Raw genomic sequence first — 17,395 nt, forward strand, 5'->3', positions numbered from 1 at the left:
CTACTCCATGGACCTGATCGACAGCCACTGCCACCTCGACGCATCCGAATTCGATCCTGACCGCGCCGCGGTGCTGGAACGGGCCCGAAGCGCGGGCATCAACCGGCAGATGGTGCCCGCCGTGACAGCCGAATCCTGGCCCAAGCTCAAGCAGGTCTGCGACGAAGGCGCCGGGCTTTTTCCCGCGTACGGGTTGCACCCGATGTTCCTGGCTGAACACCGACCGCCGCACCTGGACGCGCTGCGCGACTGGATCGAGCGGGAGCGGCCCCACGCCATCGGCGAGTGTGGCCTCGACTATTTCGTCGAGGACCTGGACCGCGAGGAGCAGGCGCACTACTTCGATGGACAGCTGCGCCTGGCGCGCGACTTCGAGCTCCCCGTCATCGTGCACGCGCGGCGTGCGGTGGACGACGTCCTGGCCGCAATCCGGCGATTCGCACCCCTTCGCGGCGTCGTCCACAGCTTCTCCGGGAGCCGCCAACAGGCCGAACAGCTGTGGGAGCAAGGCTTCCTGGTGGGCCTCGGCGGGCCCGTCACCTATGAGCGCGCGCAGCGCCTACGCACGTTGGCGGCCACGATGCCGATCGAATTCCTGTTGCTGGAGACCGATGCGCCGGACCAGCCCGATGCCGAAATCCGCGGCCAGCGCAACGAACCCGCGCGCCTGACCAGGGTGCTCGACACGATCGCCTCGCTTCGCGACGAGAAGCCGGACCTCGTTGCCCAGGCCACCCGACTCAATGCCGAGCGGCTGTTCAAGCTTCCGCCTGCGTAACCCTTTCCGCCCGGGCCTCCGGTTCCGCCTGGGCCGGCGCCTTCAGCAGCATCGGAATCGCCTTGGCCACCATCGCGAACGCGAACGCGCCGGTGACGTGCGTAGCCGCGCCCAGGCCCGCGCCACAGTCCAGCTTGAAGCCCGCCTCGCCGTCGACCTTCGGCCGGATGCCGCAGACGCGGCCGTCGGCCTGCGGGTACTGCACGTTCTCCAGTGAGTACACCGCAGGCACGCCGAAATAACGCGACGGGTTGCGTGGGAAGTTGAAGTCGGCCCGCAGCTTCTTGCGGATCAGCGCCAGCATTGCGTCATGCTCGGTGCGCGACAGGTCGCGCACGCGGACCTGGGTCGGGTCGGTGCGTCCGCCGGCCGAACCGCAGACGATCACCGGCTGCTTGCGCCGCCGGCACCAGGCGACCAGCTCGACCTTGCTGCGAAAGCTGTCGCAGGCATCCAGCACCAGGTCGAAGCCTGGCTCCAACATCGGCTCGATATTCCCCGCGGTGAGGAAACACGCCTGTCCGTCGACTTCGATGGCCGGGTTGATCGCCCGGCTGCGCTCCGTCATCGCCTGCACCTTCAACGTGCCGTACTGCCCCTCCAACGCCGGCAACTGGCGATTGGTGTTGGACACGCACAGGTCGTCGGCGTCGATCAGGGTGAGGTGCCCCACCCCGCTGCGTGCCAGCGCCTCGGCCACCCAGGAGCCGACCCCGCCGAGGCCGACAATGGCGACACGACACTGGGACAGGCGCACGAGCGCGCCACGGCCGTACAGCCGGTCGATACCGCCAAAGCGGTCATACCAACCGGAATCGAGGGGAAGTTCGGGCATCGGCATAGTTTAAGGCGCCACCGGGCCCCGGCGGTTGCGACAGGCCTGCGTGCTATCGTCCCGCGACCCATTCAGGAGGCCAGGCCATGACCGATACCCAGCCCCGCGATCCACGCCCCCATGCCACGCCGGACGGACGCAAGGGAAACGGCTCGCGCTATCTGTTCCTGTTCCTGCTGGGCCTGGTGATCGGTGTACTGGGCGTGGTCATGCTCATGCGTGCACTGGAGTCGCGCAAGGACTGGACCGACCATTACCCGGATGCGGCGATGCACATGATGCAGGCGCACCTCGCGCAGCTGGGGAACTCGATCGAGGCCAACCGCTGCGCAGCCACTGACGTGCTGCCCCACCTGCAGTCGCTCCGCGTGCTCGCCAACGATCTGGAGCCTGCGCTGCCGGACCTGCGCGACGACAGCCGTTTCACCCAGCATGCGGGTCGCCTGCGCGCGACGTTGGACGACGCACTCGGCAGCCCGCCCCTGAACTGCGCCAGCGCCACCGCGACGTCGGAAAACATCGGCAAGGCGTGCATGGCATGCCACCAGGACTTCCGCGGCTAACCGCCCGTGATCAAGTGGCGGCTCAGACCATGCATGGCGGCTCCCGCCGCAGAGTGATGTCTGACTTATCGCTTTTGATCATGAACCGCCCCCACAAAGGTTGATCACTCGTTCACGGATCGCTTCCTACGGTGGCGGCGCGTGGCGGTTCCGCCACCCGTCCAACCATTGAGGAGAGCGGAATGAACACCATCAACCTTCGATTGCTCGGCGTCGCCACCGCATCGGTACTGGCACTGGCCGGCTGTGCGACCTCCGGCTACGGCACCGCAGGCGCGGGTGCAGGCGTCGGCTACGGCAACAGCACTGCCAACTGTTACGACTGCGGCACGGTGACGCGCATCGAGCAGGTGAGCAGCGGCAGCAACGTGCCCAACGCCACGGGTGCCGTGCTCGGCGGTCTCGTCGGCGCTGCGGCCGGCCGCACCATCGCCGAGAACCAGACCGACAGCGAGGGCCGCCAGAACACGGCGACGGTGGCAGGCGCGGTTGCGGGCGCGGTGGCCGGCAACGCGATCCAGAACCGTACCCAGGCCGCCTCCTACAACGTCTATGTGCGCATGCAGGATGGTCGCACCACGGTCGTCACGCAGAACGACTTGGGCGGCATTCGCGAAGGTTCCTACGTCCGCGTCTACAACGGACGCGCGTGGGCCCGCTGATCGCCCACACGACATGCCACGAAAAAGCCCGGCCAATGGCCGGGCTTTTTTTGGGGATCAACGGCATCCGCTGAATCACGGAACGCATTCTGGCGGCTTACAACGGCTCGACCGCGTCCGCCTGCAGACCCTTCTGACCCTGCACTACGGTGAAGGAAACCTTCTGGCCCTCCTGCAGGCTCTTGAACCCCTGCGACTGGATCGCGCGGAAATGCACGAATACGTCCTCGCCATTTTCGCGGCTGATGAAACCAAACCCCTTGGCATCGTTGAACCACTTGACGGTGCCTGTTTCACGGTTCGACATGATGACGTGCTCCTGGTGGAACGTGGCTGGGAAGCGAGGCCGCCGGGCGGCCAGGTAAGGTGGACTGCGGGGCTGGTTGCAAGGAGCAAGCGAGATGCGAACGACGAGGCGGAGCCTGGATCTACCGCTTCGGGCCACGGTCCACGGTGACCCTTGACAAACACAGCGCTCGAAAATTACCCGGCGTATTTTAAGAATGCAATCACGGCCCGACGGGCCTCATGGGGAAAGGAAATGCCGGCTGAAACGCTTTATTACGTCCTGTCGGGCGTGCTCATCCTGGCCGGTATCGCCGGCACTGTTTTGCCCGCCCTGCCCGGCCTGCCGCTGGTATTCGCCGGGATGGCTCTGGCGGCATGGGCGGGAGACTTCCAGGAAGTGGGCGTGCCCATGCTCGTCCTCCTGGGGCTGCTCACGGTGTTGTCGCTGGTCGTGGACTTCCTGGCCACGATGCTGGGCGCCAAACGGGTGGGCGCCAGCCGGCTCGCGCTGGTGGGCTCGGTTGTCGGCACCCTGGTGGGCCTGTTCTTCGGGCCGATCGGGCTGTTCGCCGGCCCGTTCCTCGGGGCGCTCGTGGGCGAGCTGATCCACGGTCGGCAGATCCACGCCGCGGCCAAGGTGGGCCTGGGCACTTGGGTGGGCATCGTCATCGGCACCGTGCTCAAGCTGGGGCTGGCGTTCGCGATGCTGGGGCTGTTCGCGTTGGCTTGGTTTGTCTGAGGCTGCGCGTTCACACCGCTTAACGGGCGCTTGACCCAGAGTTCCGCGCGTTCAAAGGGGGACCGCCATGCCACGCAACTGGAGCCGCAAGAAAATGACCTGGACGATCGTGATCACCGTGCTCGCCACGATTCTGGTGGCGGCGATCGCCATGAATTTCGCGACACCCGAGAAGACGCTGGAAAAGAAGATCGAACACCGCTACGCCGTCAGCGACCCGCAGTTCCAGCGGGAAATGGGCGTAATGATGGGGCCGGCGATCCTGCCCGGTAACCGCATTACCCCGCTGCGCAATGGCACCGAGATCTTCCCCGCGATGCTGCAGGCCATCGGCTCGGCGCAGCGCACGGTCACCTTCGAGACCTACATCTACTGGTCCGGCGACGTCGGCAAACAGTTCGCCGATGCGCTGTCCGAGCGCGCACGCGCCGGCGTCAAGGTGCACGTGACCATCGACTGGGCCGGCAGCGTCAAGATGGAGGACTCCATGCTCAAGGGCATGGAGGACGCGGGCGTCAAGGTCGAACGCTACCGTCCGCTTCACTGGTACAACATCGGGCGGCTCAACAACCGCACTCACCGCAAGATCCTGGTCATCGACGGCCGCGTAGGCTTCACCGGTGGCGTGGGCATCGCCGACCAGTGGATGGGCAACGCCGAGGACCCCGACCACTGGCGCGAAGAGCACTTCCGCATCGAGGGCCCCGCCGTGGCCCAGCTGCAGGCGGCCTTCAACGACAACTGGATCAAGACCACGGGTGAGGTCCTCAACGGTCCCGACTACTTCCCGCCACTGGAGGAGGTCGGCCAGAGCCCCGCGCACGTGTTCATCGCCTCGCCCGCCAGCGGCAGCGAGAGCATGCACCTGATGTACCTGCTGGCACTCGCCGCTGCCGAGGAGACGATCGACCTGGCCGCGTCCTACTTCGTGCCCGATGACCTGATCATGGAAGCGATCATCGCCGCGCGGCACCGGGGCGTGAGGGTCCGGTTGCTGTTGCCGGGCAAGCACATCGATTCGGAAACAGTTCGCCTGGCGTCGAAGGCCGAATGGGGCGAGTTGCTGCTTGCCGGTGTGGAGGTCTACGAGTACCAGCCCACGATGATCCACGTGAAGTTGCTGATCATCGATGGTGAAATGGTGTCGGTGGGCTCGACCAATTTCGACATCCGCTCCTTCCGCCTCAACGACGAGGCCAGCCTCAACATCTATGACCGTGAATTCGCCGCCCGCATGACCGAAGTGTTCGAGTCGGACCTGAAGCACACCAAGGAATACACCTACGACCTGTGGCAGGCACGCCCATGGAAGGACAAGTTCGCCGAGAAGTTCATCCTGCCGATCAAGTCGCAGCTGTGATGCGCGGCGCTTCCGCAGCGCTCCTGGCCGCGCTCGCGCCGGTCGCGTTCGCCCAGGACGCGCCGGTGTCCGCCGCCGACGCGTGCCGCGCCGTGGAGGCCGACTCCGAGCGGCTGGCGTGCTACGACGCGGTATTCGGCCGGGACCGGGCCAGTGCGGAGCAGGCCGACGAGGCTGCCGAGCAAGCGCGCCAGGCCAAGCAGGAGATCGAGGCCTACGAGCGCTTCCGCCGGCAGGCGCTGCCGCCGGCTGAGCGGGCACGCGAAGCGATCGGCGAGCTGTTCCAGGCCGAGGACGGACCGGAGGCGCTGGAAGCCCGCATCGCCAACGCCGGCAAGGGCAGCCTGCTCGACAGCCGCTGGGAGCTGGCACGCGACTCCAAGCTGGGCGTGTTCAACTTCCGCGCCTACAAGCCGGTGTACCTGCTGCCGGCGTTCTTCACGACCAACGTCAACACGACCCCGCAATCGCCCAACCCCGACAACACCGTCACCGAGCCGTTGGCGCTGGACGATGTCGAGACCAAGTTCCAGATCAGCTTCAAGACCAAGGCGCTGGAGAACCTGTTCGGCGACAACGGCGACGTCTGGATGGCCTATACCCAGAGCTCCCGCTGGCAGGTCTACAACGGGGACAACTCGCGTCCTTTCCGGGAGACCAACTACGAGCCCGAGATCCTGCTGGTCTTCCGCAACGGCTACCGGCTGGGCGGCTGGCACGGGCGCATGGCGTCGATCGGCATCAACCACCAGTCCAACGGCCGTTCCGACCCGTTCTCGCGCAGCTGGAACCGGGTGATCGGCACCGTCGCCCTGGACCGCGACAACTGGGCGCTGACGTTGCGCCCGTGGTGGCGCGTGCCCGATGGCAGCGACGACGACAACCCGGATATCGAGGACTACATGGGCCGCGGCGACCTGACGCTGGTGCACACGCGCGGCGGCCATGAGCTGGCACTGATGGCGCGGCATACGCTGCGCGGCGGCGAGGACTCGCGCGGGGCACTGCAGTTCGACTGGGGCTTCCCCATCAACCGCACCCTGCGCGGCCACGTGCAGGTGTTCGACGGCTATGGCGAGAGCCTGATCGACTACAACCACCGGGCGACCTATGTCGGGCTGGGCATCTCGCTGATGGAGTGGTTCTAGGGACCCCGCCGACCCGGCCGATTGGGGGAGACGCCCCATCCGTGGCGTCTCGCTCCCTGCAACCCGATAGCCGTACTCTGGTCGCCCCGGGCATCGGAGGACTCGCGCATGAAGATGCAACGCATCCTGTCGCTGGACGGCGGTGGCATCCGCGGACTGGTCACCAGCCTGTGGCTGGGTGGCGTGGAGGATTCGCTGGCGCATGCGGGCAAGCCCGGCGGATTGCTGAAGCATTTCGACCTGCTGGCCGGCAGTTCCACCGGTGCGCTGGTCGCCTGCGGCCTGGGCATCGGCCTGTCGTCGGCGCAGCTGGCCGACCTGTATCGCGATGAGCGGCACACCATCTTCCCGGGCTTGGCCAGTCGACTGTGGTCGCGCGCGGGCCGGCTTTTCACGCAGGGTCCGTCCGCACCCCGCTACGACGGTGCCGGGCTGGAGAAGGTGCTCAAGAAAGTGTTCGGCAAGACGACGCTCGGGCAGCTCAAGGTGCCGACGCTGGTCACCGCCTACGACACGGTCACCCGCACGCCGGTGGTGTTCAAGAGCTTCAAGGCCCAGCACAAGGCCCTGCCCATCTGGGAGGTGTGCCGGGCCTCGGCCGCCGCGCCCACCTACTTCCCCGCGCACCCGATGACGGTGGAGGGTTACCGCTGCGCGCTGATCGACGGCGGCGTGGTGGCCAACAACCCGACCGCCTGCGCGATCGCCGAAGCCATGCGCAAGGACGCGCGCGTGGACAACAGCCACGACCTGACCGTGTTGTCGGTGGGCACCGGAGAGCGCAACCGCCCCATCGACCTGAAGTCCGCGCGCGAATGGGGCGCGCTGGAGTGGGCCATCCCTATCATCGACGTGCTGTTCGACGGCAACACCGATTCGGTCGACTACATCGCCCGGCACCTGGTCGGCGACGGCTACTTCCGCATGCAGACCGACCTGGTAGTCGGCATGGACGACCTGGACGACACCAGCTCGACCAACGTGTTCGCGCTGGAGAAGTTGGCGACGGACTACCTGCAGGCGGCCGGGACCCGGAAGCGGCTGAAGGAACTCGTCGCCCGGCTGTAGGAGCGGCTTCACCCGCAAACACCCGCCGCGCGCCGCCCCGAATGCAGGACCAACGTAAGTGGGACCGCGAAGGGGCGGAGGATTGCGCGGTCGCGACTTACGTCGCTCCTACAGAAAGGCATCGCGGCTGAAGCCGCTCCTACAAGGGCGCAAGCGTCTCAGGCAGAGCCGGCGATCAGGCCGGCTCGACCACCACCGGGATCTTGCCGATGCGCGCCTGCCATTCGCGCGGCCCGGTCTTGTGCACGGACTCGCCGTGGCTGTCGACGGCCACGGTGACCGGCATGTCCTGCACGGTGAACTCGTAGATCGCCTCCATGCCCAGGTCCTCGAACGCCACCACGCGGGCGGCCTTGATCGCCTTGGACACGAGGTACGCCGCGCCGCCCACCGCCATCAGGTACGCCGAGCGATGCTTGCGGATGGCTTCGAGCGCGATTGGGCCGCGTTCGGCCTTGCCGACCATGCCCAGCAGGCCGGTCTGGTCGAGCACCTGCTCGGTGAACTTGTCCATGCGCGTGGCCGTCGTCGGGCCCGCGGGACCGACGACCTCGTCGCGCACCGGGTCGACCGGGCCGACGTAGTAGATGAAGCGTCCGCGCAGGTCGACCGGCAGCGGCTCGCCCGCATCCAGCATGCCGACGATGCGCTTGTGCGCGGCATCGCGGCCGGTCAGCAGCTTGCCATTGAGCAGCAGCACCTCGCCCGGCTTCCACGACGCCACGTCCTCGCGCGTCACGGTGTCCAGGTCGACGCGGCGGCCCTTGCTGGCGTCGTAGGTCAGCTCGGGCCAATCCGCCAGCGACGGTGGCTCCAGCGTGACCGGGCCGCTGCCGTCCAGCGTGAAGTGCGCGTGCCGGGTGGCCGCGCAGTTGGGGATCATCGCCACCGGCAGGTTGGCGGCGTGGGTCGGGTAATCCTTGACCTTGATGTCGAGCACAGTGGTCAGGCCGCCCAGCCCCTGTGCGCCGATCCCGAGCGCGTTGACCTTCTCGTACAGCTCCAGCCGCAGCTCCTCGGCGCGGTTGGACGGGCCGCGGGCCTGCAGGTCGGTGATGTCGATCGGCTCCATCAGCGACTCTTTCGCCAGCAGCATCGCCTTCTCGGCGGTGCCGCCGATGCCGATGCCGAGCATGCCCGGCGGACACCAGCCTGCGCCCATCGTCGGCACGGTCTTGAGCACCCAGTCGACGATCGAGTCGGACGGGTTGAGCATCGCGAACTTGCTCTTGGCCTCGCTGCCGCCGCCCTTGGCCGCAACGATGACGTCGACCGTGTCGCCGGGCACGACCTTCATGTTGACCACGGCCGGCGTGTTGTCCTTCGTATTCGCGCGCTTGCCGGCGGGGTCGGCCAGCACGCTGGCGCGCAGCTTGTTGTCGGGGTGGTTGTAGGCGCGGCGCACGCCCTCGTTGACCATGTCCTCCACGCCCATGGTCGCGTCGGCCCAGCGCACGTCCATGCCGATCTCGAGGAACACCGTGACGATGCCGGTGTCCTGGCAGATCGGACGGTGGCCCTCGGCGCACATGCGCGAGTTGATCAGGATCTGCGCGATCGCGTCCTTCGCCGCTGGCGACTCCTCGCGCTCGTAGGCCGCCGCCAGGTTCCGGATGTAGTCCACCGGGTGGTAGTAGCTGATGTACTGCAGCGCATCGGCCACGGACTGGATGAAGTCGTCCTGGCGGATCGGCTGGGCGGGGGTCGTGCGAGGTGCGGCTGGGCTCACGGCGGGCAACAGGCTGGCGGTGGGGCCGCATAGTCTACCGGGCGTCCCGTGCGGGGACCCCGGTGCTACCCGCCGCCGGACGCTACTCGTCGAGTTCGCGTACCTGCGGCCGTGGTGTGCGCGGCACCAGGTGCGGGGCCTGCTGCAGCAACCGCCACAGGGATTCGGGCGGCAGCGCAGCCCCACCTGCGCTGGGCAGCTCCGGTGCCCTTGCAACCGGAAGGTGGCATGGCGGGTCGGTACGCGTCGGAAGCCACTGCTCCATGGACCGTCTCCAACAAGGGGGATGAGCACCTTTCTAGCCGACCTCATTGACCGGGGCGTTACGCCTCGATGACACCCGGCCGGCCAACTGCGCGCGATCAAAAATCGTTGTTCGGCAACGGCGTCTCCGCGCACCGGGAACGTATCGATTCCGCGCGCCACGGCGATTGCCACTCCCTGTGGTGGACGCGGCATCGGCATGCCGGTCCGACACGAGACGCCCCGGCTGTCCGCCGGGGCGCATGACTCCGTTTCATTTCCGCATGTGAGACGTGGGTTTACCGGTCGCGATCCTGCCCCGGGCTCTGCTTGGCCTGCCCCTGCGGGCTCTGCTGGCCCTGACTCCGGGTCTGCTGCTGGCCGCTGGTCTTCTGGTCCTGTGCGTGCTGCCCTTGACCGGGTTGGTTCTGGCCCGGGGCCTGACGCGGGTTGTCCTGGTTCTGACGTTCTTTCACTTTCGCTCTCCTGGGGAATGCCGGCGTACCGGCGGGTGGAGCGTTAGCCACGCTAGATAACCACCGGTGCGGTTACGTGCCCGTTAGCTGAAAGGCACGAAAACATTGGCTTTCATGCATTCATCAAGTTGACTGGGCAGAATCGCGTCATGCCCCCTTCCCCACGTGCGCCGCAAGGCTCGCCCCAAGCCAAGCCGAGCCTGCGCGAACGCTTCGATGCGCTGCGCAACCTGCGGCCGTTCCTGAAGCAGATCTGGGCCACCAGCCCGACGCTGACACTGATGAGCCTCGGCCTGCGCGTCATCCGGGCGCTGTTGCCCGTGGTGATGCTGTACGTCGGCAAGTTGATCATCGACGAGGCCGTGCGCCTGGTGGCCGCCGATCTCGCTTTCGACACACTCAGTGCGGCATGGGCCAGCGGCGTACTCGACACCCTGCTGTGGCTGCTGGCGATCGAGTTCGGCCTGGCGATCGTGTCCGACCTGCTGGGCCGGTTGGTCAGCTATAGCGACGGCCTGCTGTCGGAGCTGTTCACCAACGCCACCAGCATCCGCCTGATGGAGCATGCGGCCACGCTGGACCTGGAGGACTTCGAAGACCCGGACCTGCAGGACAAGCTCGACCGTGCCCGTCGCCAGACGATGGGGCGGATGAACCTGATGAGCATGCTGTTCGGGCAGGTGCAGGACAGCATCACCGTGGTGAGCTTCGCCATCGGCCTGCTGGTGTACGCGCCGTGGCTGATCGTCCTGCTCGCCGTCGCGCTGATCCCGGCCTTCGTCGGCGAGGCGCACTTCAATGCGCTGGGCTACTCGCTCAACTTCGCGTGGACGCCCGAGCGGCGCCAGCTCGAATACGTGCGCCAGATGGGCGCCAGCGTCGAGACCGCCAAGGAGGTGAAGATCTTCAACCTCCACACGTTCCTGATCGCGCGCTACCGCGAGCTGGCCGACGGCTTCTTCCGCGCCAACCGCGACCTGGCCCGGCGCCGCGCCTTCTGGGGCACCGCTCTGGCGGCGCTGGGCACGGCCGGCTACTACGTCGCCTACGGCTACATCGCCTGGCGCACCGTGCGTGGCGACTTCACCATCGGCGACCTGACGTTCCTGGCCGGCAGCTTCCGGCGCCTGCGCCAGTTGCTGGAGGGGCTGCTGGTCGGTTTCTCGCAGGTGGCCGGCCAGGCGCTGTACCTGGAGGACCTGTTCTCGTTCTTCGAAATCGAACCGGAGATCGCCACGCCGGAACACGCCCTTGCCGTGCCGCGGCCGATCGCGCGCGGCTTTGCGTTCGAGAACGTCGGTTTCCGCTACCCCGATGCCGAGAAGTGGGCGCTGCGCGGGCTGGAGTTCGAGCTGCGCGCCGGCGAGGTGCTGGCGCTGGTCGGTGAGAACGGTGCGGGCAAGACCACGCTGGTGAAACTGCTGGCGCGGCTGTACGACCCCGACGAGGGCCGCATCCTGCTGGACGGCCGCGACCTGCGCGAGTACGACCTGGACGACCTGCGCGCCAACATCGGCGTGATCTTCCAGGACTTCGTGCGCTACCACCTGACGGCGGGCGAAAACATCGGCGTCGGCCAGATCGATGCCATGGACGACACCGCCCGCATCCGCGAGGCCGCGCGTAGGGCGATGGCCGACGAGGTGGTGGCGGGCCTGCCGATGGGCTACGACCAGCTGATCGGGCGCCGCTTCAAGACCGGCGTGGACCTGTCGGGCGGGCAGTGGCAGAAGATCGCGATCGCCCGCGCCTACATGCGCGACGCGCAGGTGATGATCCTGGACGAACCCACCGCGGCGCTGGACGCGCGCAGCGAGTTCGAGGTGTTCCAGCGCTTCAAGGAGCTGTCGGACCAGCGCACCGCCGTGCTGATCTCGCACCGCTTCTCCAGCGTGCGCATGGCCGACCGCATCCTGGTACTGGCCGAAGGCCGGCTGGAAGCCAGCGGCACCCATGAGGAGCTGATGGCCGCCGGCGGGCGCTATGCCGAACTGTTCGAGCTGCAGGCGGCCGGCTATCGCTGATGCCGGGCGCAAGGGGCGCGGGCTGGCCGCGCCCGCTCAATCGAACAACCCGGCCTGGGGCGCCGGAGGTGCCGAGTACACCAGGCGCCCTTCCTCCAGGCGCGCAGCGCTCGTGTAGGGGTGTTCGTCGGTGCGGCCGGCGCCCATGAGGTGGACTACCTCCCAGCCGTCGGCCTTGAAGGCGTCGGCGATCAACCCGCGGTGGCACTGCCACCACAACGCTTCGGCGCACATCACTGTCGTGCGGCGTTCCTGCGCGAGCGCTGCCAGCCGCTCCCTGGCCTGCCGGAACGGCGGCGTGGCCATGTAGTCGGCGTAGCCACGGAAGCTTGCGTTGCGCCAGGCGTCGTTGGGCGAGTCCGGCGACGCCTGCCGGCGCCCGCCCAGGTCAGGCATGGGTACGTATCGGATATCCGCCCGCGGCAGTTCTTCGGCCATCACCTGCCCGCTGAAATGCGGGTGGCGCCGCGACCCCGCGAATCGCCGGACATCCACCACCGCCTCGATCCCGGCGCTGCGCAGGATGTCGAGGAACTCGTCCCAGCTCCGGTTGGAATGCCCCACCGTCCACAGCGTTGCCATCGTTTCACCTCCTTAGTCGAGGTCCCGCCCGCGGGGCCGGGCCCACATGAAACGGCGTTGACGCCGCTCCCCGTAGGCTGCCGCCAACCACGGAGCCACCCCCATGACCGACACCACCCGCGGGCTCGCCCGCAGCGCGCAGATCCTGCGCTTCCTTGTCAAATATCGCAGTGCCGGTGTGTTCACCGGGTTGGATCTGGATGCCGCGTCGATGGAGGCGGTTGAAGATGACGCCACCGAGGGCCAGCCCGAGGCCTTCGTCGACGACCTGGAGGCCCTGGGCCCTACCTTCATCAAGATCGGCCAAGCGCTGTCCACGCGTCCGGACATGGTCCCCCCGCCCTACCTGCTGGCGCTGGAGCGCATGCAGGACGACTGCGAGCCGATCCCGTTCGACGAGGTGCGCGAAGCGGTCGAGGACGCGCTGGGCACGCGGCTCAACAAGGTGTTCGACCAGTTCGACGAAGTGCCGCTGGGCAGCGCGTCGCTGGCCCAGGTGCACCGGGCCACCCTGCGCGACGGCCGGATGGTCGCGGTGAAGGTGCAACGCCCCGGGATCGTCGACACGATCCGCGATGACCTGGAAACCCTGGCGACGCTCGCGAGCCGTGTGGACGGCATGACCGACCTCGGCAGGCGCATGCGCTTTGCCGACTGGGTGCACGAGTTCCGCAAGACGCTGCTGGCCGAGCTGGACTACCGCACCGAGGCCGAGAACCTGGACCGGTTCAACGCGCATTTCGCCGGTTACCCGGAGCTGTTCGTGCCCACGCCGGTGTGGGACCTCACGCGCCCGCGCGTGCTGACCATGGAGCTGGTCACCGGGACCAAGGCCACCGACATCACCGGCCTGCAGCGCACCGAGCGCGACCTCGGGCCGCTGGCGACCGCGCTGATGCGCGGCTACCTGGACCAGGTGTTCGTCCACGGCGAGATCCACGCCGACCCGCATCCGGGCAACCTGCTGGTCACCGACGACGGCCGGCTGGCGCTGTTGGACCTGGGCATGGTGGCCCACGTCCCACCCAAGCAACGCGAGCGCCTGCTCAAGCTGCTGTTCGCCGCCGTGGATGGCCGCGGCGAACAGGTCGCGACCGAAGCGGTCGACATGGGTACGCGCCTGGAGGACTTCGACGAGGAGCGCTACTACCGCGACGTCGGCCAGATGGTCTCGCGCTATGCCGCCCGATCCGGCGCGCAGGCCCAGTCGGAAGGCCGCCTGATGCTGGAGCTGGTGCGGCTGGCGACCGCGTGCGGGCTGCGCACGCCGCCGGAGATGAGCCTGCTGGGCAAGACGCTGCTGAACCTGGAGTCCGTGGCCCACGCCCTGGACCCGGAAATGGACATGAAGCGCGTGGTCGAGGAGCACCTGGACCATGTCATGCGCCAGCGGCTGCGCAAGTCGCTGTCGCCGGCCAACCTCGCCAGTGAGTTGATGGAGGTGCAGGAGCTGGTGCGCGAAGCGCCGCGCAAGGTATCCGACGTGCTGTCGCTGCTGGCCGACAACCGAATGCAGGTGCGCGTCACCGGGCTCGAGGAATCGCACCTGCTGGAGAGCCTGCACAAGATCGCCAACCGGATCAGCGCCGGCGTGGTGACGGCCGCGCTGATCCTCGCCTCGGCGATGATGATGGACCACGAGGGCGGACCCAGGCTGGTCGGCTATCCGGCCATCGCGCTGTTGCTGTTCCTGACCGGCGCGGGGCTTGGCATCGCGATCGTGGTCAGCGCCCTGCTGGGCGACCGCCGCGCCAAGCCGCGCGAGGAGCGCGGGCCGCGATGAGCGGACAGGTACCCGCCCCAACCGGTTTCCAGGACGTCGCCCGCCAGCAACTGCAGGAGGCGGCGATCGACCTGGACGAGCACCTCGATGCCGCCAAGCGCCGTTTCAGCGAGCGGTTCGGCTTGGGCAAGCCACGCCATATCGCGGCCTACCGCGGGTTCGCCGATGCACGCGGCGTGGAGCTGATCGGCCGGGTCCTCAACGACGCGCCCGAAACCGGCCCCAAGGAAGCCGACCCGTGGTGGGACAACCTGCTCGACACCTACCGGCGGTTCGCCAGCGACGAAGTGCCCGATGAGGCGCTGAAGCTGCGCTTCCGCGACGTCGAGCTGGACGTGCGCAGCGACCACGAGGGCTACTACCGCGCATCCTTCGACACCCACGTGACGCCCAGCGACTGCGCCTGGGACAACGCGATGGTGTCGCTGGCCGACGGCACGCTCGCCACGCCGCAGCCGGTACTGCAGGTCTCACCCCACGCGGGCTTCGGCATCATTTCCGACATCGACGACACCGTGCTGCACAGCTCCATCGTCGACTGGAAGACCGCCGCGCAGCTCACCTTCCTGCACAACGCGCGCACCCGCAAACCGCTCGATGGCGTAGCTGCGCTCTACACGGCGCTGCAGCGTGGCGCCGATGGCACGGGCCGCCACCCGGTCTTCTACGTGTCCAGCTCCCCGTGGAACCTCTACGACCTGCTGGAGGACTTCATGGAGCTCAACGCCATCCCGTGTGGGCCGATCTTCCTGCGCGACCTGGGCCTTGAGCCGGGGCAGTTCATCAAGGGCGAGGGCCACGGCCACAAGCTGGAGAAAGCCATCGCGCTGATTGAGCGATTCCCGGAGATGAAGTGGGTGCTGCTGGGCGACTCGGGACAGGCCGACGCCGAACTCTATGCCGAAGCGGCCCGCGCCTTCCCCGACAGGATCGCGGCGATCTACATCCGCGACGTCGACCCCGGCGTGGACAGCCCCTTGGATACCGGCGTGGACCGGCACATCGAAAGCGTCGCGGGTACCTCCGTGCCGATGCTGCGTGCCCGCGACAGCCGCGCGATCGCCGAACACGCCGCGCAGCTGGGGCTGATCAAATCGGCCGACCTGGGCGGCATCGGCCGCGAGGTGGACCGCGACCGGCAGCGGCCGACGCTGGGCGAGGCGGCTGCGGACGGGGCGGTCCCAGGGGCGTCGGGCGCCGCCTGAGCAGGCGTTTTTCGGGCGTCCGCATGGCACATGCCCCCCGGAATCCGCCTGCATCGACCACGGTGTTTGAAGTGCACCCCTCCCCAGCCCTCCCCTGCATGCAGGGGAGGGAGTGGACGCTGCCGGCTTTGAACGCCCGCGAAGGGCGCCTCGGCCGCGTCGTTTAGAATGCCCGGCCCCACGCATCGCCCCCACCCGACGCATGTCCGCAGCCTTCGGCACCGAAACCGTGCTGGACGTCCGCCATTGGACGGACGACTACTTCAGCTTCACCACCACCCGCGACGACGGCTTCCGTTTCGACAACGGCCAGTTCGTGATGATCGGCCTGCCGGTCGAGCAACCGGGCGGCGGCACTCGGCCGCTGCTGCGCGCGTATTCCATCGCCAGCGCCAACTGGGAAGAGCAGCTGGAGTTCTTCAGCATCAAGGTGCCCGACGGCCCGCTCACCTCGCGGCTGAAGGACATCAAGCCCGGCGACAGCATCCTGATCGGCCGCAAGCCGACCGGCACCCTGCTGATCCACGACCTGCACCCGGGCCGCAACCTGTACCTGCTGGGCACCGGCACCGGCTTTGCACCGTGGCTCTCGATCGTCAAGGATCCCGAGACCTACGAGCGCTTCGAGCGCGTGATCCTCTGCCACGGCGTGCGCCACGCGCAGGACCTGGCCTACCGCGACTACATCGAGAACGAACTGCCGCGCCATGAATTCCTGGGCGAGACGATCGCCGACAGGCTGCACTACTACCCGGCGGTGACCCGCGAGCCGTTCGAGCACCGCGGCCACGACCACCGCGGCCGCATGACCGACCTGATGGCGACCGGCCGGATGATGCAGCAGCTGGGCCTCGAAGCACTGGACCCGGAGCATGACCGCGCCATGATCTGCGGCAGCCCGCAGATGCTGGCCGACTTCCGTGCGTTGCTGGACGGCCGCGGCTTCACCGCCGCTCCGCGCATCGGCACGCCGGGGCAATACGTGTTCGAGCGGGCGTTCGTAGAGAAGTAGGCGCTCAACGCTCGCCGTGGCGCAGCCACACGGCCGCGTCCATGCGGTTGGCGAACACGCGCACCGTGAAGCCGCGCTCGCGCGCCAGGATCTCTGCCAGTTCCACCTTCGGCAGGCGCTCGGGGATCGCCTCCACGTAGGCGATGCGCACATGATCCAGCCCTTGCCCGTCCAGCGCCTGCAGGAAGTCGGGCAGCACTTCGGGCGGCACCGGCGGGCCGTCCATGTCGTCCTCCACCAACAGCGTGACCGCACCGGTGCGGCGCACTTCGGCGGCGATTTCCTTCCAGCACGCGATCGTCGTCTCAAGGTCGTCCTTGTGCCCCACGACCCGCACGTGCAGGTGGCGCCCCTCCAGCGTGAACCGCATGCGGTAGCGGTTGCGCTCGGCCACCGGCGTCACGCGAGCGCCGCCTCGATGTCGCCCGCCAGCGACGCCGGGGTTTCGGTAGGCGCATAGCGCTTGATCACGTGGCCGTCGCGGCCGACCAGGAACTTGGTGAAGTTCCACTTGATCGCGTCGATCCCCAGGAACCCGCCCTTCTCGTCCTTCAGCCAGGTCCACAGCGGATGGGCGTCGCTGCCGTTGACATCGACCTTGGAGAACATCGGGAACGTCACGTCATAACGCAGCGAGCAGAAATCCTTGATCTCCGCCTCGTCGCCCGGCTCCTGGTGGCCGAACTGGTCACAAGGAAAACCCAGCACCACCAGGCCGCGCGATCCGTACTCGCGGGCGAGCTTTTCCAGCCCCGCGTACTGGGGCGTGAACCCGCACTGGGACGCGACATTGACGATGAGCAGGACCTTGCCGCGGAACTGGTCCAGCGGGCGTGTCGAGCCGTCGATGTCGGTGGCGGTGAAGTCGTAGGCGGTGGGCATGGTGGAACCTCCGTGTCG

At 67.8% G+C, this 17,395-nt stretch carries 18 protein-coding genes; 11 read left to right on the forward strand and 7 right to left on the reverse strand.

Annotation, left to right across the window (positions count from 1 at the left end; genetic code table 11):
• Positions 1-7: 7 nt before the first annotated feature.
• Positions 8-778, forward strand: coding sequence for a TatD family hydrolase (locus tag K6753_RS06915; protein WP_223675616.1), 771 nt, complete (start codon positions 8-10; stop codon positions 776-778).
• Here K6753_RS06915 and K6753_RS06920 read toward each other — a convergent pair.
• Entirely contained in the window at positions 759-1,613 is an 855-nt protein-coding gene (locus K6753_RS06920) for a tRNA threonylcarbamoyladenosine dehydratase (protein ID WP_223675618.1), read from the reverse strand. The two genes, K6753_RS06915 and K6753_RS06920, sit on opposite strands and share 20 nt — an antisense overlap.
• Before the next feature lie 86 nt (positions 1,614-1,699).
• Between K6753_RS06920 and K6753_RS06925 the strand changes: the two genes are divergently transcribed.
• Both K6753_RS06925 and K6753_RS06930 read left to right on the forward strand, forming a co-directional pair.
• Complete coding sequence (locus tag K6753_RS06925; protein WP_223675619.1) at positions 1,700-2,176, forward strand: hypothetical protein; 477 nt, start codon at positions 1,700-1,702, stop codon at positions 2,174-2,176.
• 191 nt (positions 2,177-2,367) lie between these two features.
• Positions 2,368-2,838: a glycine zipper 2TM domain-containing protein gene (locus tag K6753_RS06930; RefSeq protein ID WP_223675725.1), complete on the forward strand. Its 471-nt coding sequence runs from the start codon at positions 2,368-2,370 to the stop codon at positions 2,836-2,838.
• 97 nt (positions 2,839-2,935) lie between these two features.
• Here the strand turns inward: K6753_RS06930 and K6753_RS06935 are convergent, their stop codons facing one another.
• Positions 2,936-3,145, reverse strand: coding sequence for a cold-shock protein (locus K6753_RS06935; RefSeq protein ID WP_223675621.1), 210 nt, complete (start codon positions 3,143-3,145; stop codon positions 2,936-2,938).
• Positions 3,146-3,379: 234 nt separating this feature from the next.
• Between K6753_RS06935 and K6753_RS06940 the strand changes: the two genes are divergently transcribed.
• The 4 genes from K6753_RS06940 (at position 3,380) to K6753_RS06955 (ending at position 7,441) form a co-directional block, all read left to right on the forward strand.
• A complete protein-coding gene (locus K6753_RS06940) occupies positions 3,380-3,865 on the forward strand; it encodes a DUF456 domain-containing protein (RefSeq protein WP_223675623.1) in 486 nt (161 codons plus the stop codon).
• A 94-nt stretch (positions 3,866-3,959) separates the two neighbouring features.
• The gene (locus tag K6753_RS06945) at positions 3,960-5,225 is read left to right on the forward strand and encodes a phospholipase D-like domain-containing protein (RefSeq protein WP_223675624.1); all 1,266 of its coding nucleotides are present in this window, start codon (positions 3,960-3,962) and stop codon (positions 5,223-5,225) included.
• Positions 5,225-6,373: a phospholipase A gene (locus tag K6753_RS06950; protein ID WP_223675626.1), complete on the forward strand. Its 1,149-nt coding sequence runs from the start codon at positions 5,225-5,227 to the stop codon at positions 6,371-6,373. The genes K6753_RS06945 and K6753_RS06950 overlap by 1 nt, the downstream gene beginning before the upstream one ends.
• Before the next feature lie 108 nt (positions 6,374-6,481).
• Positions 6,482-7,441: a patatin-like phospholipase family protein gene (locus K6753_RS06955; protein ID WP_223675627.1), complete on the forward strand. Its 960-nt coding sequence runs from the start codon at positions 6,482-6,484 to the stop codon at positions 7,439-7,441.
• Between the two features lie 175 nt (positions 7,442-7,616).
• Here the strand turns inward: K6753_RS06955 and K6753_RS06960 are convergent, their stop codons facing one another.
• Positions 7,617-9,131: a fumarate hydratase gene (locus K6753_RS06960; RefSeq protein ID WP_223675727.1), complete on the reverse strand. Its 1,515-nt coding sequence runs from the start codon at positions 9,129-9,131 to the stop codon at positions 7,617-7,619.
• 121 nt (positions 9,132-9,252) lie between these two features.
• Positions 9,253-9,435, reverse strand: a complete 183-nt coding sequence (locus tag K6753_RS06965; RefSeq protein ID WP_223675629.1) for a hypothetical protein — start codon at positions 9,433-9,435, stop codon at positions 9,253-9,255.
• A gap of 603 nt (positions 9,436-10,038) precedes the next feature.
• Here K6753_RS06965 and K6753_RS06970 point away from each other — a divergent pair.
• Positions 10,039-11,913, forward strand: coding sequence for an ABC transporter ATP-binding protein (locus tag K6753_RS06970; RefSeq protein WP_223675630.1), 1,875 nt, complete (start codon positions 10,039-10,041; stop codon positions 11,911-11,913).
• 36 nt (positions 11,914-11,949) lie between these two features.
• Here K6753_RS06970 and K6753_RS06975 read toward each other — a convergent pair whose 3' ends face one another.
• Complete coding sequence (locus tag K6753_RS06975) at positions 11,950-12,495, reverse strand: DUF488 domain-containing protein (protein ID WP_223675631.1); 546 nt, start codon at positions 12,493-12,495, stop codon at positions 11,950-11,952.
• A 103-nt stretch (positions 12,496-12,598) separates the two neighbouring features.
• Between K6753_RS06975 and K6753_RS06980 the strand changes: the two genes are divergently transcribed.
• The 3 genes from K6753_RS06980 to K6753_RS06990 all read left to right on the forward strand — a co-directional run bounded on the left by K6753_RS06980 (position 12,599) and on the right by K6753_RS06990 (position 16,495).
• Positions 12,599-14,278: an ABC1 kinase family protein gene (locus K6753_RS06980; RefSeq protein WP_223675632.1), complete on the forward strand. Its 1,680-nt coding sequence runs from the start codon at positions 12,599-12,601 to the stop codon at positions 14,276-14,278.
• Positions 14,275-15,483 (forward strand): App1 family protein phosphatidate phosphatase, encoded by a 1,209-nt coding sequence (locus tag K6753_RS06985; RefSeq protein WP_223675633.1) that lies wholly within the window; start codon positions 14,275-14,277, stop codon positions 15,481-15,483. Before K6753_RS06980 ends, K6753_RS06985 begins: the two co-directional genes overlap by 4 nt.
• 202 nt (positions 15,484-15,685) lie before the next feature.
• Positions 15,686-16,495, forward strand: a complete 810-nt coding sequence (locus K6753_RS06990) for a ferredoxin--NADP reductase (RefSeq protein WP_223675634.1) — start codon at positions 15,686-15,688, stop codon at positions 16,493-16,495.
• A gap of 4 nt (positions 16,496-16,499) precedes the next feature.
• Here K6753_RS06990 and K6753_RS06995 read toward each other — a convergent pair whose 3' ends face one another.
• Together K6753_RS06995 and K6753_RS07000 are read right to left on the reverse strand one after the other, a co-directional pair.
• Positions 16,500-16,898 carry a DUF2067 domain-containing protein gene (locus K6753_RS06995; RefSeq protein ID WP_223675635.1) on the reverse strand — a complete coding sequence of 133 codons (399 nt, stop codon included), beginning with the start codon at positions 16,896-16,898 and terminating at the stop codon, positions 16,500-16,502.
• On the reverse strand, positions 16,895-17,377 hold the full coding sequence (locus K6753_RS07000; RefSeq protein WP_223675637.1) for a glutathione peroxidase: 483 nt from the start codon (positions 17,375-17,377) through the stop codon (positions 16,895-16,897). Before K6753_RS07000 ends, K6753_RS06995 begins: the two co-directional genes overlap by 4 nt.
• Positions 17,378-17,395: the final 18 nt, after the last annotated feature.

The organism is Novilysobacter selenitireducens (assembly GCF_020026895.1).
GTDB classification, from domain to species: domain Bacteria; phylum Pseudomonadota; class Gammaproteobacteria; order Xanthomonadales; family Xanthomonadaceae; genus Lysobacter_C; species Lysobacter_C selenitireducens.

What these genes read in the sequence shown, in the direction of transcription:
- K6753_RS06950 (WP_223675626.1), top strand. Translation starts at nt 5,225, where the DNA reads ATGCGCGGCGCTTCCGCAGCGCTCCTGGCCGCGCTCGCGCCGGTCGCG.
- K6753_RS06980 (WP_223675632.1), top strand. Translation starts at nt 12,599, where the DNA reads ATGACCGACACCACCCGCGGGCTCGCCCGCAGCGCGCAGATCCTGCGC.
- K6753_RS06975 (WP_223675631.1), bottom strand. Translation starts at nt 12,495, where the DNA reads ATGGCAACGCTGTGGACGGTGGGGCATTCCAACCGGAGCTGGGACGAG.
- K6753_RS06915 (WP_223675616.1), top strand. Translation starts at nt 8, where the DNA reads ATGGACCTGATCGACAGCCACTGCCACCTCGACGCATCCGAATTCGAT.
- K6753_RS06945 (WP_223675624.1), top strand. Translation starts at nt 3,960, where the DNA reads ATGACCTGGACGATCGTGATCACCGTGCTCGCCACGATTCTGGTGGCG.
- K6753_RS07000 (WP_223675637.1), bottom strand. Translation starts at nt 17,377, where the DNA reads ATGCCCACCGCCTACGACTTCACCGCCACCGACATCGACGGCTCGACA.
- K6753_RS06940 (WP_223675623.1), top strand. Translation starts at nt 3,380, where the DNA reads ATGCCGGCTGAAACGCTTTATTACGTCCTGTCGGGCGTGCTCATCCTG.
- K6753_RS06925 (WP_223675619.1), top strand. Translation starts at nt 1,700, where the DNA reads ATGACCGATACCCAGCCCCGCGATCCACGCCCCCATGCCACGCCGGAC.
- K6753_RS06935 (WP_223675621.1), bottom strand. Translation starts at nt 3,145, where the DNA reads ATGTCGAACCGTGAAACAGGCACCGTCAAGTGGTTCAACGATGCCAAG.
- K6753_RS06920 (WP_223675618.1), bottom strand. Translation starts at nt 1,613, where the DNA reads ATGCCCGAACTTCCCCTCGATTCCGGTTGGTATGACCGCTTTGGCGGT.
- K6753_RS06955 (WP_223675627.1), top strand. Translation starts at nt 6,482, where the DNA reads ATGAAGATGCAACGCATCCTGTCGCTGGACGGCGGTGGCATCCGCGGA.
- K6753_RS06970 (WP_223675630.1), top strand. Translation starts at nt 10,039, where the DNA reads ATGCCCCCTTCCCCACGTGCGCCGCAAGGCTCGCCCCAAGCCAAGCCG.
- K6753_RS06985 (WP_223675633.1), top strand. Translation starts at nt 14,275, where the DNA reads ATGAGCGGACAGGTACCCGCCCCAACCGGTTTCCAGGACGTCGCCCGC.
- K6753_RS06990 (WP_223675634.1), top strand. Translation starts at nt 15,686, where the DNA reads ATGTCCGCAGCCTTCGGCACCGAAACCGTGCTGGACGTCCGCCATTGG.
- K6753_RS06965 (WP_223675629.1), bottom strand. Translation starts at nt 9,435, where the DNA reads ATGGAGCAGTGGCTTCCGACGCGTACCGACCCGCCATGCCACCTTCCG.